Here is a 20,058-nt window from a genome sequence, read left to right as displayed (position 1 = left end):
CCCCCCAACCCTACGGCTGCGGGGTGGGGTGTGACGGGCATGTAACCGTTTATTGCCAGTGGTCAGTGGGTCTGACATATTCCACGATGGACGCTGCCAGTGACGGTCGCCAATCCGGTGCCGTGCTGCGGTGACGCCTCATGCCGGAGGGACCCTGGTGAAGCGTAGACGTCGCCATCTGCTCGTTGGCCTGGCGGTCGGTGCCGTGCTGGCATCGACCGGTTTCGTGGGAATCCACTTCGCCGGTGCCGAGGTGCCGGCTCCCGCCGCCGTCGGTGACGGCGAGATGCCGGGGGCGCTCGGCGCCCACCTGGAGCGGCTGCGTCAGGCCGTACCCGGTGACATGGGCATGTCGCCCGACGGGCCCGGCGGTGCCGCCGGACAGGAGTTCCTGGAGCGGGCCTACCCGGCCGACGCGATCACCATCGCCCAGGTGGACCGCTCCAAGGCGGCGTTCAGCGCCGCCGACAAGCGGTTCAAGGGCAGCCGGCAGTGGACCAACGTCGGTCCGAGCGAGGCGCTCTATCCCTTCACCGAATATCGCAACGCGTTCAACTACGTGCCGAACGAGTACGTGGCCGGCGGCCGGGTCACCTCGATCGACATCAGCCCGGACTGCACCAAGCTGCTCTGCCGGGCGTACGTGACGCCGGCCGGCGGTGGCGTCTGGGGCACCCTGAACATTCTCGCCGCCGAGCCGAAGTGGTTCTACCTCGGTGGCCCGCTGGGCATCAACGCGGCCGGCGCGGTGACCATCGACCGCAACGACCGCACCGGCCTGACTCTCTACGTCGGCACCGGCGAGGCCAACACCTGTGCCTCCGGCTGCGTCGCCGGCGTCGGCCTCTACAAGTCGAGCAACGGCGGCCTGACCTGGTCCGGTCCGCTCGGCAAGGACGTGCTCGCCGGCAAGGGCATCGGCGAGATCACCATCAAGCCGGGTGACCCCAAGACGCTCTACGTGGCCACCACCACCGCGTTGCGCGGCATGTCCAGCGCCTGCTGCGGTGGCGTCACCCGGCCGGTGCCGGACGCCGCGAAGTGGGGCCTGTACAAGTCCACGAACGGCGGGAAGAGCTGGACGTTCCTGCACAACGGCACGGCCGACGCCAGCGAGTGCACCGGCACCCTGGCCGAGTACAACAACACCACCGCCTGCTCGCCGCGCGGGGTGCGCTACGTCAAGCTGGACCCGCGCAACGCGAACATCGTCTACGCCTCCTCGTACGCCCGGGGGGTGTGGCGGTCCCCGGACGCCGGCACCACGTGGACGCAGATCAAGCCGTCGCTCAACGCGGCGCTGCCGACCACCCGCGCGGCCATCGACGTGACCGCCCTGTCCGGCGGCAAGACCCGGATGTACGTCTACGAGGGCAACACCGGCACGCCGTACTCCCGGCTGTTCCGCAGCGACGACGTGGCCGCCGGCAGCCCGACCTTCACCGACCTGACCAGCTCCAACCCGGCCGACCCGGGCTTCGCCACCTACAACCAGTGCACCGGCCAGTGCTGGTACGACGTGTTCGTGCACACCCCGCCGGGGCACCCGGACATCGTCTACACCGGCGGCAGCTACTCCTACGGCGAGAACATCGCCAACAAGCGGGCCGTGGTGCTCTCCACCGACGCCGGGGTCAGCGGCACCGACATGACCTTCGACGGCACCGACGAGCTGCACCCCAACGGGCTGCACCCGGACCAGCACGCGATCGTCACCAACCCGCGCAACCCGTACCAGTTCTTCGAGGCCAACGACGGTGGCGTGATGCGTTCCAGCGGCGTGCTCGTCGACCGCTCGGCGTGGTGCGACAACCCGGCCCGCAACCTGACCACGGTGGCCCAGAAGGACCGCTGCCGGCAGATGCTGTCGAAGATCCCCAGCAAGCTGGAGAGCGTCAACCACGGCATGAACACCCTCCAGTTCACCAGCCTGTCGGTCAGCCCGCACGACGTGAACCTGCTCCAGGGCGGCACCCAGGACAACGGCACCTGGGAGAACAAGGGCGAGCGGCGGCGCTGGGTCAACACCATGATCGGTGACGGTGGTGCCTCCGGCTGGGACGTGGGCCGCCCCGATTTCCGCTTCCACACCTTCTACGACGTCACGCCGGAGGTCAGCTTCGCCGGCGGCGACATCGGCAGCTGGATCTGGACCGCCGACCCGATCGCCTTCCAGCCGAACAATCTCTTCTACGCCCCGGTGATCAGCGACCCGAAGGTCAGCGGCACCATGTTCGCCGGCACCGGACTGTCGGTCTACCGCACCAAGACCTTCGGTCTGGGCGACCGGACGCTGGCCGAGGCGGACCGGATCTGCAACTCCTGGGACGGCACCTACGAGGAGCAGTGCGGTGACTGGGAGGCGTTGGGCACCACCAACCTGACCGCCGCCGGCTGGGGCGACCGGGCCGGTGGCGCGGTCTCGGTGGTGCAGCGGGTCGACTCCGACACCTCCACCGTGTGGGCGGCCACCAGCACCGGCCGGATCTTCGTCACCCGCAACGCGGACGCCGAACCGGCCGCCGCGGTGACCTGGACCCGGATCGACACCGCCGCCACGCCGAACCGCTTCGTCACCAGCATCCACATCGACCCGGCCGACCCGTCCCGGGCATGGGTCTCCTACAGCGGCTACGGCTCCAACACCCCGACCACACCCGGCCACGCCTTCGAGGTGAAGGTCACCGGGGACGCGGCGAGTTGGACCGACAGGTCGTACGACTTCGGCGACCAGCCGATCACCGACCTGGTCCGCGACGACGTCACCGGCGACCTGTACGCCGCCACCGACTTCGGGGTGCTGCTGCTGCCGAAGGGGAAGACCTCCTGGACCAAGGCGGCCGGCAACATGCCGAACGTGGAGGTGGCCGGGCTGACCATCGTGCCGGGCGAGCGGGTGCTCTACGCCGCCTCGCACGGCCTCGGCGCCTGGAAGCTCAGCCTGAGGTAGGGAAGCAGATCATCGGCGCAATCCTGGCGAGGGGCCGCGCGCGCGGCCCCTCGCCGCTGCCCGAGCGGGCCGCCCGGCTGTGGCGTACGCTCGGTGCGGCCTTCGTCCTCCTGGTCTTCGTCCCGCCACTGTTGCTGCTGGTCGCCGGCTCGCTCACCGAGCCGGGGCTGCCGCCCTCACCGACCCCGCAACTGGTGCCCGACCCGCTCAGCACCACCGGCTATCAGCGGGCCGTGGAGCTGGGCGGGCTGCTGCGTGCCTCGCTCAACTCGGTGCTGGTAGCGGTGCTGGCGGTGCCGTTGAGCGTGCTGGTGGCCGCGTTGGCCGGCTTCGCGTTGGCCCGGCTCGCCCCGCGTACCACCACCGTGGTGGTGGCCGCCTCCCTGGTGGCGCTGATGGTGCCGGCCACCGCGCTGCTGGTGCCCCGGTTCGCGATCTTCCGCTTTCTCGGGTTGACCGACACCCTCGTACCGCTCATCGCCCCGGCGCTGCTGGGCACCTCACCGCTCTACGTGCTCGTGTACTACCTGGCCTTCCGGGCCGTGCCGGCCGACCTGTACGACGCCTGCCTGGTCGCCGACCTGTCGCCGCTGCGCACCTGGTGGCGGGTGGCGCTACCGCTGGTCCGTCCGGTCACCGCCGGGATCACCGCGCTCACCTTCGTGCTCACCTGGTCGAACTTCCTCGATCCGCTGATCTACGTCTACGACCGCGACCTGTTCACCCTGCCGCTGGCGTTGCGGTCGCTGTCCCTGCTGGACCCCACCAACTTTCCCGTCTTCCTGGCCGGCGCGGTGCTCGCCACCGTGCCCGCGCTGGTGGTGTTCGCCCTGGCCCAACGGCGCTTCCTGCGCCCCGACGACTGACGCCCCGACGACTGATTTGAGAAGCCCCGTGAAGCCTTCGAGGAGCCCGGTGAAACCCAAGTCCCTGCTCGCCCTCGCGCTCTGCGCCACGCTGGCCCTCACCGGCTGTGGCTCCGGCGCGTCGGGTCCGGATCCGGTCAAGCTGCTGGTCTTCGGCGCGCCGGAGGAGCTGGGCGCCTACCGGACCCTGATCGAGGCGTACCAGGACGCCCGGCCGGGCGAGCGGGTCCAGTTGATCGAGGCCAGCGACCGCAAGGATCTGCTGGCCCGGTTGGCCACCTCGGTCGCCGGGGGAGCACCGCCGGACGTGTTCCTGATGAACTACCGCTTCTATGGCCAGTTCGCGGCCAAGGGCGTGGTCGAACCACTCGACCAGCGGATCGCCGGCTCGACGCTCGACCCGGCCGACTACCACCCGGTGGCCATGGACGCCTTCAAGTGGGAGGGCGCGCAGCTCTGCCTGCCGCAGAACGTCTCCAGCCTGGCCGTCTACTACAACCGCACGCTCTTCACCAGGTACGGGGTGCCGGAGCCGAAGGCCGGCTGGACCTGGAACGACCTGGTCGGCACCGCCACCGCGATGACCCGCGACGCGCGCGGCCTGGTGATCAAGGGAACCGAGGCGGAGGGGGCGGCCCGGCTGCCCGCCGTGCACGGTCTCGGGGTGGAACCCTCGATCATCCGGCTCGCCCCGCTGGTCTGGTCCAACGGTGGCGAGATCGTCGACGACCCGGTGAAGCCGACCCGGCTGGCGTTGGACAGCCCGGCGGCCCGGGAGGCGCTGAAGAACCTGATCGACCTGCGGCAGGCGTACGGGGTGGTGCCCAGCGACGCGGAGGTGGAGGCGGAGGACGACGAGTCCCGTTTCCTCAACGGGCGGCTGGCCATGCTGATGACGTCCCGCCGGGCCACCACCAACTTCCGCACCATCACCGGCTTCGAGTGGGACGTCGCGCCGATGCCCGTCTACCGCCAGCCGGTCGGGGTGCTGCACTCCGACGCGTACTGCATGACCACCGGGTCGAAGAACAAGGACGCCGCGTGGCGGTTCATGGAGTACGCGATGTCCGCCGACGGCCAGCGGATCATCGCCGCGACCGGGCGGACCGTGCCGTCGCACATCGAGGTGTCCCGCTCACCGGCGTTCCTGGACCCCGACCAGCCGCCCCGCAACTCGCAGGTCTTCCTCGACGCCATCCCCACCGTGCGGGCGCTGCCCACCGTCTCCACCTGGCCGGAGATCGAGGACCTGAGCTACGGCATCCTGGAGAACGCCATACACCGCGGTGACCGGCTGGACGACGTGATCCGCGAGCTGGACGTCAAGAGCCGACCGATGTTCGCCCGCGGGGAGCACGGGTGAGTGGGCTGACCCTGGCCGGGGTCAGTGCCGCGTACCGGGACGCCACCGTGCTGCACGAGGTGGACCTCGCGGCGCGACCGGGGGAACTGCTGGTGGTGCTCGGCCCCTCGGGGGCCGGCAAGTCGACGGTGCTGCGGGTGGTGGCCGGGCTGGAACCGGCCACCACCGGCCGCGTCCACATCGCCGGCCGCGACGTCACCGACCTGCGGCCCGGCCTGCGCAACGTCTCGATGGTCTTCCAGTCGTACGCGCTCTTCCCGCACCTGAGCGTCGCCGAGAACATCGCCTTCGGGCTGGAGGTCCGCGACGTGCCGCGCCGGACCGCCCGGGAGCGGGCCCGGGCAGCGGCCGAGACGGTGGGCTGCGCCGGGCTGCTGGGCCGCCGACCCGGGCAGCTCTCCGGCGGTGAACGGCAGCGGGTGGCGCTGGCCAGGGCGCTGGTCCGCGAGCCGGACGTGTTCCTGCTCGACGAACCGCTGTCCAACCTGGACCTGACCCTGCGCGTCGAGATGCGGGCCGAGCTGCGGGCCCTGCACGACCGGCTCGGCGCCACCATGGTGCACGTCACCCACGACCAGACCGAGGCGCTGGTGCTCGCCGACCGGATCGCGGTGCTGCGCGACGGCCGGGTCGAGCAGGTGGGCACCCCGGAGCAGATCTGGCGTACCCCGGCCAGCACCTTCGTGGCCCGGTTCGTCGGGTCACCGGCGATGAACCTGCTGCCCGCCGACGCGGCGGTGTGCCGCACCGGTGACGCCCCGCCGCTGCCGGAACAACCGCTGGAGGTCGGGTTCCGGCCGGAGGCGGTCACCCTCGACGCCGCCGAGGGCACACCGGCCACCGTCGACCGGGTCGAGGTGATCGGCGAGGACGCGTACGCGTACCTCACCCTCGCCGCCGGGCACCGGGTGGTCGCCCGGGTGCCGGCCGCCCGCCGCCCGGCCCGCGACGAGTCGGTACGCGTCGGCGTGCGGTGGGCCGACGCCCACCTGTTCCACGCCGACTCCGGCCGCCGGTACGTGCCGTGACGGCCAGCCGGCCGGCCCCGCGCATCCGCCCGGACACCCGTGCCCGTCGGCAGCACCTGTTGATGCTGGCGCCGTACCTGGTCGGGCTGGTCGGCCTGATGTTGCTGCCGGCCCTGGTCACCCTGGCGTTGGCGTTCACCGAGTACGACCTGCTGCGCCCGCCGACCTGGGTGGGGCTGGACAATCTCACCGCCCTGGTCGACGACCCGATCTTCCGGGTGGCGTTGCTCAACTCGCTGGTGTTCGCCGTGGTGGCCGTACCGTTGCGGGTGCTGGTGGCGCTCGGCCTGGCGCTGCTGCTGCACCGCCGGGCCCCTGGCGTCGGCACCGCCCGCACCGCGACGTTGCTGCCCACCGCGGTGCCGGAGATCGCCTACGGTCTGCTCTGGCTCTGGCTGTTCAACCCGCTGTACGGGCCGATCAACCAGTTGCTGCGCCTCGGCGGTGAGCACGGCCTGACCGTGCTGGGTCGTACTCCGCCGCCGTGGCTGACCGATCCGACGAGCGCCCGCGCCGGCATCATCCTGATGAGCCTGTTCACCATGGGGGAGACCTTCGTGGTGCTGCTGGCCGCCCGCCGGGCGCTGCCCCGCGACGTGTACGAGATGGCCGCCCTCGAGGACGCCACCGGCTGGGACGTGTTCCGCCGGATCACGTTGCCGCTGATGGCCCCGGTGCTGGCCCTGCTGGCGGTCCGCGACGCCATCGCCAGCCTGCACTTCACCTTCGTGCCGGCGTTCGTGGTCACCGACGGCGGCCCGCCCCCGTACGCCACCACCTACCTGTCGCTCTTCGTCTACCAGACCGGCTTCGAATACCTGCGGTACGGCTACGCGGCGGCGGCGACCCTGGTGATGATGCTGCTGACCGTCGCGGCGCTGCTCGTGCAGTGGCGTCTCATCCGCCGCTACCGCCGCTTCTACCAGGTGTGACGGCGTCGCGGACAGCCGTGCCGGTGTCGGGGGCGGGTGCGGCGGTGTCGCGGGAAGCCGGGGCGGTGTCGCGGGCCCAGCCCAGCAGGGCGGTGAAGGCCAGCGCGGCGGTGACCGCTCCGCCGACGAGCCGGACCCAGTGCCCGGCGACGAACTCCCGCGCCACCTGACGCAGGTATTCGGGCGGGTGCGTGCCGGTCGGGTCGACAAACATGATCTCGTTGCGGGGCCAGAAGAAGACGACCGAGAAGAGGAACTCGCAGGCGACGAAGACCGCAGCCGCGGCCACGATCCAGAGGCGCAGCCGGCGGTGTCGCCAGGTGAGCACCGTGGCGACCGCGCTGAGCAGCACCACCGAGGCGCCCAGCGGCGGGAAGTAGTCGCTCGGGCCGCTGACGACCAGGAAGTCGCGGGCCCGGTCCAGCGACGCCGGGGCGTCGTGGAAGATGTTCGGGTAGAGCATGACCGTCTCGGCGGCCACGCCCCCGAACGACATCATCGCCGCCCAGGTCAGTGCGACCAGCGCGATCCAGGTGAGTGTGCTGCGGCGCGGCATCGCCGTCCTCCTGCCGTCGGGGCGCCCGGTGCGGGCGCGTGCGATCTGCGGTGGTCCCGACGCTAGAACCGGCCACGCCGATCGGCTGCCGTCCGGCGGCGTGCCCCGGGGTCGCCTTCCGACGTACGGCGGCGACCCCGGGACCCGCCCGCAGGCGACCCCGACAGGTGTCTCAGTGCACGCCCAGCCGGGCGAGCGGCTCGACCAGCTCCCGCTCCTCGTACGACAGGTGGGACAGCAGGGTGTCGCTGAGCAGGTCGACCGCGGCCCGCAACTCGGCCATCCCGTCCGGGGTGGCGACGAACGCGACGAGCGCCCGGTCGACGCCCTCCAGCACGTCGTGGATGGCGTGGTGTTCCTGCTCCAGGCGGTCGATGACAGGTGCGAGCCGGGGGTCGGCCCGACGCAGATGCGGGAAGAGCGACCTGTCCTCGAGGGTGTGGTGGGTGGTCACCACCCGGCAGTACGACTCGCAGTAGGTGCCGAGCGTCCACTTGTTCTGCCGCATGGTCATCGTGTTGATGTGCGACCGGGCCGTGCCCACGTCGATCAGCCCGGCGGCGACCTGCTCGATCAGGTCGTGGATCTGGGCCAGTTCGGCGCGCAGCCCGTCGTGCACGTCGATCAGGTGCTGCCCACCGGCCTGCTCGTGCGGCGTGTAGCTGCGCTGCGGATCCCGGGCGGGGCCGGTGGGCCGGTCCGATTCGTCCCACACCCGCACCTGGCTGCGGCGTACCCCGTCGTCGGGTGTCGGCACCACCGCGAACGGTGTCGCCCCGACCCCGGCCCGCCGCGTCGAGGTCGCCCGGCCGCTGCCGGTCGGGCCGGTGGCGCTGGCGGCGGACCGGGCCGGGCCGGTCGGGGCGTCTGCCGGGCCGGTCGGGCCGGCTGGCCCGGCGGTGGTCCGGGCGTCCGCGCCGGCACCGCTCGGTCCGCTGGTGGTGCCACCCGGGCCGGTGGCGTTGGCGGGGGGTGACGAGCGTTCGCTGGCGACCAGCTCCCGGGTGGCCGGGGCCACCTCGGCGGCGAACCGCCGCAGGTCGTCGGGGTCGTCGCTGGCGAGGATGAAGGTGCTGATCCCCTCGGTGAGGGCGAGGTCGGCGAGTTCCTCGGCCCACTGCTCGGCCGGTCCGTCGAGCGGGCCGCGTCCGGCCGGGGTGAACCGCCCGTTGATGTTGAGCAGTCGACGTACGTCGGCCGGTGAGCGGCCTGCCTCGGTGGCGGCGTCGTCGATGACGGCGTTGCCCTTCGCCAGGTCGCCGGGCTTGAGGTAGGCCAGCGAGGGCAGCCAGCCGTCGGCGCGGCGTCCGGTCAGCGCGAGCATGCGTGGCTTGTACGCGCCGAGCCAGATGCCCAGGTCGTGGGCGGGCGCGGGGCCGCGCTTGGCACCGACGGCCCGGTGGAACTCCCCGTCGACCCGCACCCCGCCCCGGGCGTCGGCGTCCCAGATCTGGCGGATGATCTCGATGGCCTCCTCCAGGGCGCGCACTCCCTCACCGGGGGAGAGGCGTCGCCCGCCCATCGCCTCGATGGCGTCCCAGAACGCCCCGGCGCCCAGGCCCAGCTCGGTCCGACCACCGCTGAGCAGGTCGAGGCTGGCCACACTGCGGGCCAGCACGGCCGGCGGGCGCAGCGGCAGGTTCGTCACGTTGGCGGCCAGGCGGACCCGTTCGGTGCGCGCGGCGACGAAACTCAGCAGCGTCCAGGTGTCCAGGAAGGCGGGCTGGTAGGGATGGTCCTGGAAGGTGACCAGGTCGAGCCCGACCTGCTCGGAGAGCATGGCGAAGGTGACCGGCCGCAGCGGGTCGGCGTTGCCGGGCGTGAGGAACGACCCGAAGGTCAGTGTGTGCCCGTAGTCGCTCATCAGAGGGGTGCCTTCCCGTGAGGTGTCGCTCGACACCGCGAATGTTATGTCGAACAGAACATCTTCGCCCAATAAAATCTGTGATCTGCGCTATTCTGGGAGCATGAGCGGCAGTGACCCGATCAGCGAGGACCTCGGGTGGATGCTCGGCGTGCTCTTCCGCGCCTACGTCCGCGCGGCCGACCACGCCGTGGGCGACCTGCCCGGCGGGCCGCGCGGATATCAGGTGCTCACCGCGGCCGACCGGGAGCCACCCCGCAACCAGGGTGCGATCGCCGAGGAGTTGGGCATCGACCGCACCGTCCTGACGTACCTGATCGACGACCTGGAGCGGGACGGCCTGCTGGTCCGCCGGCCCGACCCGGCCGACCGGCGCAGCCGCCTGGTCACCCTCACCGACGCCGGCCGCGCCGCGACCCAGCGCCGCCGGGAGACACTGCGGACCGTCGAGTCCCGCCTGCTCCAGCCGCTCACCCCGCAGCAGGCGGCGACAGTGCGCGACCTGTTGCGCCGGGTGGCCTGCGCGGCGCAGCAGGCCGACCCACTCACCGACCTGTGTCAGGCGGTCGAGGAGACGGCGGAGCAACCACCGCCCCGGCGGCGACGGGCGACCCGCTCCGGTCCCGTCCGTCGGCCGGCCTAGCCGTACGGTCGACGGATGCGGATCACGAAGTACACGCATGCCTGCGTCCGGCTCGAACACGACGGTCGCGTCCTGGTCATCGATCCCGGCACCTGGAGTGAACCGCGCGCCCTGGCCGGCGCGGACGCGGTGCTGGTCAGCCACGAGCACACCGACCACGTCGACGTGCTGCGGCTGGCCGGACTGGGCGTGCCGGTCTTCGTGCCGGAGGAGGCCGTGCTGCCGGACCTGGCGCCGCTGCCGGTGGCCCGGGTCCGCGCGGGTGAACGCTTCACCGCCGCCGGCTTCGACGTGACCGCTGTCGGCGGCCGGCACGCCACCATCCACGGCGGCCAACCCGACTGCGCCAACCTCGGCTACCTGGTCGCCGACGAGATCTACCACCCCGGCGACTCGCTGACCCCACCCGGCCGACCGGTGCGGACCCTGCTGGTGCCGGCGCAGGCGTCCTGGCTCAAGCTGACCGAGGCGATCGACTTCGCGGTCGCGGCGGGTGCGGCCCAGGTCTTCCCGATCCACGACGCCCAGCTCAACGAGCGCGGCCTGGCCAGCGTCAACGGCTGGTTCAGCGAGACCGTCCCCGGCTACCGCCACCTCGCCCCCGGCCAGACCGCATGAAAGGAGGGGCCCCCTGCTAACGCCTCAGGTAGTAGAGGGGCCCCCTGTTAACGCCGGGTGTCGGCCGGGCCGGAAATCTGGAAGCGCGGCTCGGCCGAGGTGAGCAGCACCGTACGCGACGTCGCGGCCCAGGACCGTTCCAGTTCGGTCGCGAGCGTGTCCAGCAGGCACGGCACGTCCTGTGCGGCCGAGTCGTGCATCGCCTCGACCACCACCAGAACCGTACGGGTGTCGTCGCGTACCGCCGACCAGCCGCTCTGCCGGTTGGTCCAGCGCCGGGCGTGTGCCCGCCCCTGCCCGTCGGCGAAGATCACCTCGCCGGGATCGGGGCACTCCTCGACCCCGCCGAGGGTCAGGTAACGCTCGTCGCCCCGGGCGTGGCGTACCTCGATGCCGTCGCCGACGCGATCGACGTCGAGGATCCCGACCGGGATCGCGTACGCGGCCGAGACGGCGTTGCCGAGATCGACCAGCGGGTGCACCGCCGGCAGGTCGCCTGTGGTGCGCAGCCGCCGCAGCAGGGACTCCGCCGCACACCGGTATCGCGTCGGGGCCAGCCCCATCCGTGTGAACGCCCTCCGCCACGCCTGGATCTCCGGCAGGGCCGCCTCGCTGCCCGAGGCGAGGCGCTGCCGCGCCCGCCCGAGCAGGTCGGCCAGCAGCGGTTCGGCGCGCGGCACGCCGGCCACGCCGTCGGCGTACAGCACACCGGCGACGAGCTGGGGGTGCGCGACCCGGATCTGAGGGCAGTGCTGGAAATACACGATCATGCTCCTTACGGCTGGCTCAGGGTCAACAGCAGGGCAAGCGCCACGAACGAGCCGGCGAAACACCGGCGCAGCCAGTCGGCGACCCGGGGACGGTCGAGCACGCGTCGGCGTATGGCGGCGGCACCGAGGCCGTACCCGATGAAGACCACGAGCGTGACCAGGGTGAACACCGCGCCCAGACCGAGCATCCGACTCAGCGCGCCGGGGGTGTCCGGGTGGACGAACTGCGGCAGGAACGCCACGAAGAAAATCGTCAGCTTCGGGTTGAGCAGGTTCATCAGCAGCGTCGAGACGATGATCTGGCGCGCCGGGCGCGCGGACGCCGCGCCGTCCACGGCAAAGGCACCGCGCTGACGGAGCGTCGAGACGGCCAGCCAGAGCAGGTAGCCCGCGCCCAGATAGGTGACCAGGTCGAAGACGAGTGTGCTGGAGTGCAGCAGGGCGGCGAGCCCGGTCACGGCGGCCAGCAGGTGCGGCACGGTGGCCAACGCGCCGCTCAGCGCGGCGACCAGAGCGGCCCGGCGTCCGCCGGTCAGCCCGGCCGAGAGCGTGAACAGCACCCCGGCACCCGGAGTGACGACCACGACCAGCGTGGTGATCAGGAAGGCGATGGTCACCCACTCACCCTGCCCCCACAATGGTCCTATGAGCAGTACCAAACCTCACCCTCCCCGCAGGTCCAAAGAAGAAAGGAGGGCCCCCTGCTAACGCCTGAGGTGGTAAAGGGGCCCCCTCCTAACGCCGGGTCCGACTTCCTGCACCTCGACATCGGCCAGGCACCGCGGGGTGGACGAGCCGCCTGGCTCGCCGAGCGGCTGCGTCGAGCGATCGCCGACCGGATCGTGCCGGTCGGCTCCCGGCTCCCCGCCACCCGAGTGCTCGCCGCCGACCTCGGCGTCTCCCGGGGCGTGGTGGTGGAGGCGTACCAGCGGCTGATGGAGGAGGGGCAGGTGGCCGGCCGGGGGCGCGGCGGCACCGTGGTGGTCGCCGCCCCGATTCCGCCCCCCGTGTCGAACGTCGAGCGGGAGTGCCTCGCCCCGGCAACGGAGCCGGCCAACAGCACGAGTGCGATGACCGGCACGCCACGGCCGGCCGTACCGTTCTCGTCAGCGCCGGGCCCGGACATCTTCGACACCCTGCGCGCCGCCCCGGCGCGGATCGACCTGACGCCCGGCGTACCCGATCTGGCGGCCTTTCCCCGGGCGGCCTGGCTGCGCGCCGAGCGGACCGTGCTGGGCCGACTGGCCGCGTCAGACCTGGGCTACGGCGATCCCTGCGGTACGCCCACGCTACGCCGGGCCGTCGCCGGCTGGCTGGCGCGCAATCGGGGAATCCGTGTCGACCCGGCAGAGGTGATCGTCACGACAGGGGTGTCGCAGGCGCTCGGCCTGCTCGCCCAGGTCCTGCGCGACGAGGGCGTCAGCAGGATCGGTGTGGAGGATCCCGGGTCGCTCGGGGTCCGGCAGCTCTTGGACAGCCAGCGGCTGACCACCGTGCCGATCCCGGTGGACGCCGCCGGGTTGCAGGTGAACGAGCTGGTCGCGAGCGGAGTGCCGGCGGTGACGCTCACCCCCGCACACCAGTTTCCGACAGGTGTGGTGCTCGACGGCGAACGCCGCCGCCGGTTCGCCGACTGGGCCCGCGCCGGTGGGCTGGTCATCGAGAACGACTACGACGCCGAGCACCGCTACGACCGACCGCCGGTGCCGGCGTTGCGGGCCAGCCTGCCGGATCGGGTCTGTTACGCCGGCAGCGTCTCGAAGCTGCTCGCTCCGGCGCTACGGATCGGCTGGCTGTTGGTACCCCACCGATACCGGGACGCCGTGGTGGCGGCCAAACGCGACGCCGACCTGGGCAACGCCGTCCTGCCTCAACTGGTTCTCGCTGAGCTGATCACCTCCGGCGCACTGGAGCGGCACCTGCGCCTGCTGCGCCGTCGGCACGTACGCCGCCGGAACGCGATGATCGCGGCCCTGGCCCGCCATCTGCCGGAGGCCACCGTGCACGGCGCGGCGGCCGGGCTGCACCTGACGGTCACCCTGGCCGACGACGTGATCGACACAGAGCTGGCGACAGCGGCCCTGGCGCGCGGGGTGAAGGTGCAGCCGCTGTCCTGGCACTGCCGCCGGCCGTATCCGCCCGGCCTGGTCCTCGGTTACGCGGCCAGCTCCGTCTCGACGATCGAGGAGGGCATCGCGCTCGTCGCCGCCGGCCTGAGGGCCGCGCGCCGCGGCGCGGTCCGACTACCGTCAGGGCCGTGACAGAGCCGCTTCCGTACGCCGCCGGCCGGGACGCCGACGTGTACCTGCTCGACGGTGACCGGGTGTTGCGCCGCTACCGCGACGGCACCGACGTCACCGTCGAGGCCGGCTTCATGGCGCACCTGCACGCGGCCGGCTTTCCGGTGCCCCGGGTGCACCACGCCGTCGGCGCGGACCTGGTGCTGCGGCGGGTGCCCGGCCCGACGATGCTTGCGGCGTTGGTCGCCGGGACGATCGAGGTCGGGCCGGCGGCCGTGATCCTGGCCGACCTGCACCGCCGGCTGCACTCGCTCGCGCCGCTGCCGGGCGCGGCCGACAGTGCGCGGATCCTGCACCTGGACGTGCATCCGGACAACGTCATCCTCGACCCGGATGGCCCGGTGCTGATCGACTGGCGCAACGTCCGGCACGGCCCGCCCGGGCTGGACGTCGCGATGACCGCGTTGATCCTGGCCCAGGTCGCCGTCGATGCGGCGCAGCCGCTTGCCGCCGCCGCCGAGGAGATGCTGTGGTGCTACCTGCGCGAGCTGCGTGACCACGTGCCGCCCCTTGTCGACCAGGCACTGGCCGTCCGGCTTGCCAACCCCACGCAGACCGCCGCGGAACTCGCCCGGTTGCCCGCGGCCGCCCGCCTCGCTGCCGAGTGCGCCGCCTCGGGGCGCCAGTTGCGGTCGACCGGCGGCGAGGGCCGGGCGGCCACGCCACCGCGGGCGGCCACGCCACCGCCACCGCCACCGGCAGCGACGAACCCGGCACCCCGGCACCGACCAGGCGGGGACTGATCCGGATACGCCGGCCCGGCAGGGTTGACGGCGGGGCGGACCGGTGCGAACATTCGCGATGTTTACGTAAACATTTCTGATCATCTCCGTAGTCCCGCCCCCACGGGCCTCGATGTTTGCGTAAACATCAACGATCGGGAGAGCCATGGCAGTTCCGCAGGTCCATCCCCGCGTCACGGCGCCGGCACGCCGACGGCGTCGCTCGTACGCGGGCTGGGCGTTCGTCGCCCCGTTCCTGGGCGTCTTCGCCCTGGTCTTCCTCGCGCCGATCGGGTACTCGATCTACCTCAGCCTGTACCGGCAGCGCCTGATCGGCGGGACCTCCTTCGTCGGCGTCGAGAACTACCAGCGGGCGCTCGAGGATCCGCAGTTCTGGTCGGCGCTGGGCCGGGTGTCGCTGTTCCTGGCCGTCCAGGTGCCGGTCATGCTCTTCATCGCCCTGCTGGTGGCGCTCGCCATCGACAGTGGTCGGCTGTACGGGATGAAGTTCTTCCGGGTCGGCATCTTCCTGCCGTACGCGGTGCCGGCCGTGGTCGCCACGCTGATGTGGGGCTTCCTGTACGGGTCGCAGTTCGGCCTGGTCGGCGGGATCAACGAGCGCCTCGGGCTGTCGTTGCCCAGCCCGCTCAGCCCTGACCTGGTGCTCGCTGCCATCGGCAACATCGTGACCTGGGAGTTCGTCGGGTACAACATGGTGATCTTCTATTCGGCGTTGCGGGTGGTGCCGGCCTCACGGTACGAGGCGGCCGAGATCGACGGTGCCGGCCAACTGCGCATCATCCGGGCGATCAAGATTCCCGCCATCCGGGGCGCCCTGGTGATCGCCACCATCTTCTCGATCATCGGCAGTTTCCAGCTCTTCAACGAGCCGGTGATCCTCCAGGACCTCGCGCCGAACGCGATCACCACCTACTTCACCCCCAACCTGTACGCGTACTCGCTGTCCTTCGCCGGCCAGCAGTTCAACTACTCGGCCACCGTGGCGGTCCTGATGGGCCTGATCACGATGGTGGTCGCCTACCTCGTCCAGTTGCGCGGCATGGGGAGAGAGGACTGATGTCCGTGGCGGTGCGACCGGTCGAGGCCCCGACGAACACCACACCCGTGCGGCGTCGATCCGTACGGCGTCCGAGGCGTAGCCCGACCCTCACCCTGTTGACCGGGATCGTCCTGGCCTACAGCCTCTTCCCGCTGGCCTGGCTGGTGATCAACGCGACGAAGTCCCGGGACGGGCTGTTCGCCTCCTTCGGTCTGGCCTTCGCCGACGACTTCGCGCTCTGGGACAACATCGTCGAGACCTTCACGTACGCCGACGGGATCTTCCTGCGCTGGCTGGTCAACACGGTGCTGTACGTCCTGGTCGGCGCGGTGGGCGCCACCTTCCTCGCCACCCTGGCCGGCTACGGGCTGGCCAAGTTCGACTTCCCCGGCAAGCGGGCGGTCTTCGCGGTGGTCATCGGCGCGGTGGCCGTGCCCGGCACCGCCCTCGCGGTGCCCACCTTCCTCATGTTCAGCCAGATGGGCCTGACCAACACGCCCTGGTCCGTGATCATCCCGTCGCTGATCACGCCGTTCGGGCTCTACCTGATGTGGACCTTCGCCGCCGAGGCGATCCCGGACGAGTTGCTGGAGGCCGCCCGGGTGGACGGCGCGGGGGAGTTCCGCACCTTCTTCCGGGTCTGCCTGCCGCTGCTCGCACCGGGGATCGTGACGGTCCTGCTGTTCACCATGGTCGCCACCTGGAACAACTTCTTCCTGCCGCTGATCATGCTGCGCGACGCGCAGTGGTATCCGCTCACCCTCGGCCTCTACACCTGGAACAAACAGGCCAGCACCGCCGGTGGCGAGGCGGTGTTCCACCTCGTGATCACCGGATCGTTGCTGACCATCCTGCCGCTGCTGGCGGCCTTCCTGCTGCTGCAGCGCTACTGGCAGTCCGGTCTGGCTGCGGGCAGCGTCAAGCAGTGACACCCCCTACCACCACCTCGAAGGGATATCGATGAGAAACACCCTTGCCAGGATCGCGTCGGTGGCCGCCGCGACCACCCTGGCCGTCACCCTGACCGGCTGCGGCTCCGATGACGCCGACACCGGTACCGCCGCCGGTGATCCGGTCTCCGCGGCCGACATCCAGGCGGCCCTGGACAAGGGCGGGGAGCTGACGGTCTGGGCGTGGGAGCCGACGCTGAAGGATGTCGTCGCCAGCTTCCAGCGTGAGCACCAGAACGTGAAGGTGAACCTGATCAACGCCGGCAGCGGCAACGACCAGTACACCGCCCTGCAGAACGCGATAGCCGCCGGCAGCGGGGTGCCGGACGTGGCCCAGGTCGAGTACTACGCCCTGCCGCAGTTCGCCCTCGCCAAGTCTGTCACGGACCTGTCGGCGTACGGGGCGAAGAGCCTGGACGGCACCTTCACTCCCGGCCCGTGGACGGCGGTGAACATCGATGGCGGGGTGTACGGCCTGCCGATGGACTCCGGCCCGATGGCGCTGTTCTACAACAAGGAGGTCTTCGACAAGCACGGCATCGAGGTGCCGGCCACCTGGACGGAGTACGTCGAGGCGGCCCGCAAGCTGCACGCCGCGGACCCGAAGGTCTACCTGACCGCCGACTCCGGTGACGCCGGCTTCACCACCAGCATGATCTGGCAGGCGGGTGGCAAGCCGTACCGGGTGGACGGCACCACCGTCACGATCGACTTCGCCGACCCGGGCAGCACCCGGTTCGCCGGCGCGTGGCAGCAGCTGATCACCGAGAAGCTCGTCGCGCCGGTCGCGCCGTGGAGCGACGAGTGGTTCCAGGGCCTCGGCAACGGCACCATCGCCAGCCTGGCCACCGGCGCCTGGATGCCGGCGAACCTGATGTCGGGCGCGCCGGCCGGCGCCGGCAAGTGGCGGGTCGCCCCGCTGCCGCAGTGGCAGGCCGGCGAGAACGCCAGCGCCGAGAACGGCGGCAGCTCCCTGGCCGTGCCGGAGAAGGCCACCAACAAGGCCCTGGCGTACGGCTTCATGCAGTACGCCAACGCCGGTGCCGGGGTGGGCATCCGGGTCGCCAAGGGCGCCTTCCCGGCCACCGCCGCCGAGTTGAACTCGGCGGAGTTCCTGGGTGCCGAGTTCGCGTACTTCGGTGGGCAGAAGGCCAACGAGGTCTTCGCCGCGTCCGCGGCCAACGTGGTCAGCGGCTGGTCGTACCTGCCGTTCCAGGTCTACGCCAACAGCATCTTCAACGACACCGTCGGCCAGGCGTACGTCAGCTCGACCTCGCTCGCCGACGGCCTGAAGGCCTGGCGTGAGGCATCCGCGAAGTACGGCACCGACCAGGGTTTCACCGTCCGGTAGTGACAGCGGGTGGCCCGGCCCCCGGGCCGGGCCACCCGCACCACGTCCGGACCCACTCGGCAAGGAGAACCAGATGCCCCTCGGCGAGACCGAGACCCCCCGCTGGCTGCGCTGGCCGGCCGGCGACCGCCCCCGGTTCGCGTTCGGCGCGGACTACAACCCGGAACAGTGGCCCCGGCACGTCTGGCACGACGACGTGCGGGCCATGCGGGCGGCCGGGGTCAACATCGTCTCGCTCGCCATCTTCTCCTGGGCCCGCATCGAGCCGGCCGCGGGCGAGTACGACTTCGACTGGCTCGACGAGATCATGGATCTGCTGCACGAGCACGACGTCGCGGTCGACCTGGCCACCGCCACCGCCTCGCCGCCACCCTGGTTGACCAGCGCGCATCCGGAGATCCTGCCGGTCGACAGGCACGGCGCCACCGTCTGGCCGGGGGCCCGGCAGCACTGGCGACCCACCTCGCCGATCTTCCGCGAGCACGCGTTGCGGCTGGTCCGGGCCATGGCCCACCGGTACGCCCACCATCCGGCGCTCGCCGCCTGGCACATCAACAACGAGTTGGGCTGCCACAACGTCTACGACTACTCCGACGACGCGGCCCGCGCCTTCCGGGTCTGGTTGCGTGCCCGCTACGGCAGTGTCGATGCGCTCAACCGGGCCTGGGGCACCGACTTCTGGTCGCAGCGCTACAGCGACTTCGCCCAGGTGCTACCGCCCCGGCAGGCCGCCTCCCACCCCAATCCCACCCAGCAACTGGACTTCAAGCGGTTCTCCTCCGACGCCCTGCGGGAGCACCTGCGCGCGGAACGGGAGATCCTCCGGGCGGCCACCCCGCAGGTGCCCATCACCACGAACTTCATGGTGATGGGGGAGACCTCCGGGATGAACTACGCCGACTGGGCCGCCGAGGTGGACTTCGTCGCCAACGACCACTACCGGCACCCGGGACCGCAGTCGCTCGACGAACTCTCCTTCTCGGCGAACCTGGTCGGCAACCTGGCCGGCGGCCGGCCCTGGTTCCTGATGGAACACTCGACCAGCGCGGTCAACTGGCAACCGGTCAACCTTGCCAAGCGTCCGGGGGAACTGGCCCGTGACTCGCTGACCCACGTGGCGCACGGCGCCGACGCGGTCTGCTTCTTCCAGTGGCGGCAGAGCGCGGCGGGCGCGGAGAAGTACCACTCGGCGATGGTCCCGCACGCCGGGGAGGAGAGCGCCGTCTTCCGGGCGGTCACCGCGTTGGGACGTACCCTGGCCGACCTGGCGCCGGTGGCGGGCGCGGCCCGGCGGCCGGCCCGGGCCGCGATCCTGTTCGACTGGGAGTCGTGGTGGGTCAGCGAACTGGACTCCCACCCCAGCTCCCGACTGCGCTACCGGCAGGAGGCGCTGGACTGGTACTCCGCCTTCCTGGCCCTGGGCATCCGGGCCGACGTGCGGCCGGCCCACGCCGCGTTCACCGGGTACGACCTGGTGATCGCCCCGATTCTGCACGTGGTGCCGGCGGCGCTCGCCGACCGCCTGCGGCGCTACGTCGAGGCCGGCGGTCATCTGGTGACCACCTACTTCTCCGGTGTCGTGGACGAGGACGACCACGTCTGGCTCGGTGGTTACCCGGGTGCCCTGCGGGACCTGCTCGGCATCCACGTCGAGGAGTTCGGGCCGCTGCTCGACGACGAGCAGGTGGTGCTGGACAGCGGTGCGATCGGCACGCTCTGGACGGATCGGATCGAGGTCACCGGCCCGGACGTCACGGTGCTCGCCGCGTACCGTGACGGCGCGCAGGCCGGGCGGCCGGCGATCACCCGGCGGCGGGTGGCCGACGGCTCGGCCAGCTATGTCTCGACCCGGCTCGGCGCGGACGGCCTGGTGCCGGTGCTCGCCCAGCTCAGCGAGGCAGCCGGGCTGGCGTCCGAACTGCCCGAGCCGCTCCGCGGAAAGGTCGAGCTGGCGGTACGGGACGGCTACCACTTCCTGATCAACCGGACCGACGAGCCGGTCGACCTGACCGGCCTGCCCGGCACGCCGCTAAACGACGCAGGCGACCTGCTACCCCCCCGAGCCGTCACCATACGCACCCCCAC

17 protein-coding genes are annotated in these 20,058 nt (G+C 71.5%); 13 read left to right on the top strand and 4 right to left on the bottom strand.

The window, feature by feature from the left end; all coding sequences use genetic code 11:
* Nucleotides 1-157: 157 nt before the first annotated feature.
* The 5 genes from C1I93_RS15905 (at nt 158) to C1I93_RS15885 (ending at nt 7,139) form a co-directional block, all read left to right on the top strand.
* A complete protein-coding gene (locus tag C1I93_RS15905) occupies nt 158-2,950 on the top strand; it encodes a WD40/YVTN/BNR-like repeat-containing protein (protein ID WP_111244067.1) in 2,793 nt (930 codons plus the stop codon).
* A 23-nt stretch (nt 2,951-2,973) separates the two neighbouring features.
* Nucleotides 2,974-3,816 carry a carbohydrate ABC transporter permease gene (locus C1I93_RS15900; RefSeq protein WP_420811794.1) on the top strand — a complete coding sequence of 281 codons (843 nt, stop codon included), beginning with the start codon at nt 2,974-2,976 and terminating at the stop codon, nt 3,814-3,816.
* Nucleotides 3,817-3,865: 49 nt separating this feature from the next.
* Nucleotides 3,866-5,179, top strand: coding sequence for an ABC transporter substrate-binding protein (locus C1I93_RS15895; RefSeq protein WP_111244066.1), 1,314 nt, complete (start codon nt 3,866-3,868; stop codon nt 5,177-5,179).
* Entirely contained in the window at nt 5,176-6,207 is a 1,032-nt protein-coding gene (locus C1I93_RS15890) for an ABC transporter ATP-binding protein (RefSeq protein WP_111244065.1), read from the top strand. Before C1I93_RS15895 ends, C1I93_RS15890 begins: the two co-directional genes overlap by 4 nt.
* Before the next feature lie 62 nt (nt 6,208-6,269).
* Nucleotides 6,270-7,139: a carbohydrate ABC transporter permease gene (locus tag C1I93_RS15885; protein WP_111244072.1), complete on the top strand. Its 870-nt coding sequence runs from the start codon at nt 6,270-6,272 to the stop codon at nt 7,137-7,139.
* On the opposite strand, the gene C1I93_RS15880 is transcribed toward C1I93_RS15885, so the two are convergent.
* Both C1I93_RS15880 and C1I93_RS15875 read right to left on the bottom strand, forming a co-directional pair.
* The gene (locus tag C1I93_RS15880; RefSeq protein WP_223256697.1) at nt 7,105-7,695 is read right to left on the bottom strand and encodes a DUF1772 domain-containing protein; all 591 of its coding nucleotides are present in this window, start codon (nt 7,693-7,695) and stop codon (nt 7,105-7,107) included. The two genes, C1I93_RS15885 and C1I93_RS15880, sit on opposite strands and share 35 nt — an antisense overlap.
* Nucleotides 7,696-7,867: 172 nt before the next feature.
* Nucleotides 7,868-9,559, bottom strand: a complete 1,692-nt coding sequence (locus C1I93_RS15875) for an LLM class flavin-dependent oxidoreductase (RefSeq protein ID WP_111244064.1) — start codon at nt 9,557-9,559, stop codon at nt 7,868-7,870.
* A 103-nt stretch (nt 9,560-9,662) separates the two neighbouring features.
* Between C1I93_RS15875 and C1I93_RS15870 the strand changes: the two genes are divergently transcribed.
* Complete coding sequence (locus tag C1I93_RS15870; protein ID WP_111244063.1) at nt 9,663-10,202, top strand: MarR family winged helix-turn-helix transcriptional regulator; 540 nt, start codon at nt 9,663-9,665, stop codon at nt 10,200-10,202.
* Between the two features lie 15 nt (nt 10,203-10,217).
* Complete coding sequence (locus C1I93_RS15865) at nt 10,218-10,820, top strand: MBL fold metallo-hydrolase (RefSeq protein WP_111244062.1); 603 nt, start codon at nt 10,218-10,220, stop codon at nt 10,818-10,820.
* Nucleotides 10,821-10,867: 47 nt separating this feature from the next.
* Here C1I93_RS15865 and C1I93_RS15860 read toward each other — a convergent pair whose 3' ends face one another.
* Both C1I93_RS15860 and C1I93_RS15855 read right to left on the bottom strand, forming a co-directional pair.
* Nucleotides 10,868-11,584, bottom strand: a complete 717-nt coding sequence (locus C1I93_RS15860) for a B3/B4 domain-containing protein (RefSeq protein WP_111244070.1) — start codon at nt 11,582-11,584, stop codon at nt 10,868-10,870.
* 11 nt (nt 11,585-11,595) lie between these two features.
* Complete coding sequence (locus tag C1I93_RS15855) at nt 11,596-12,207, bottom strand: LysE family translocator (protein ID WP_111244069.1); 612 nt, start codon at nt 12,205-12,207, stop codon at nt 11,596-11,598.
* 99 nt (nt 12,208-12,306) lie between these two features.
* On the opposite strand from C1I93_RS15855, the gene pdxR reads away from it, so the two are divergent.
* The 6 genes from pdxR to C1I93_RS15825 all read left to right on the top strand — a co-directional run.
* Complete coding sequence (pdxR, locus tag C1I93_RS15850) at nt 12,307-13,851, top strand: MocR-like pyridoxine biosynthesis transcription factor PdxR (RefSeq protein WP_223256696.1); 1,545 nt, start codon at nt 12,307-12,309, stop codon at nt 13,849-13,851.
* Nucleotides 13,848-14,633, top strand: coding sequence for a phosphotransferase (locus C1I93_RS15845; protein WP_111244061.1), 786 nt, complete (start codon nt 13,848-13,850; stop codon nt 14,631-14,633). The genes pdxR and C1I93_RS15845 overlap by 4 nt, the downstream gene beginning before the upstream one ends.
* A 145-nt stretch (nt 14,634-14,778) precedes the next feature.
* Nucleotides 14,779-15,690 (top strand): carbohydrate ABC transporter permease, encoded by a 912-nt coding sequence (locus C1I93_RS15840; RefSeq protein ID WP_111244060.1) that lies wholly within the window; start codon nt 14,779-14,781, stop codon nt 15,688-15,690.
* 98 nt (nt 15,691-15,788) lie between these two features.
* Nucleotides 15,789-16,601 carry a carbohydrate ABC transporter permease gene (locus tag C1I93_RS15835; protein WP_223256695.1) on the top strand — a complete coding sequence of 271 codons (813 nt, stop codon included), beginning with the start codon at nt 15,789-15,791 and terminating at the stop codon, nt 16,599-16,601.
* A gap of 31 nt (nt 16,602-16,632) precedes the next feature.
* Entirely contained in the window at nt 16,633-17,973 is a 1,341-nt protein-coding gene (locus C1I93_RS15830) for an ABC transporter substrate-binding protein (protein WP_111244058.1), read from the top strand.
* A 73-nt stretch (nt 17,974-18,046) separates the two neighbouring features.
* A partial coding sequence (locus C1I93_RS15825; RefSeq protein WP_111244057.1) for a beta-galactosidase occupies nt 18,047-20,058 on the top strand: 2,012 nt, incomplete at its 3' end.

The sequence above is a fragment of the Micromonospora endophytica genome, from assembly GCF_003236305.1.
GTDB lineage: Bacteria > Actinomycetota > Actinomycetes > Mycobacteriales > Micromonosporaceae > Micromonospora > Micromonospora endophytica.
The sequence above is the reverse complement of the archived record's forward strand: the minus strand, read 5'-3'. Positions and strand labels throughout refer to the sequence as shown.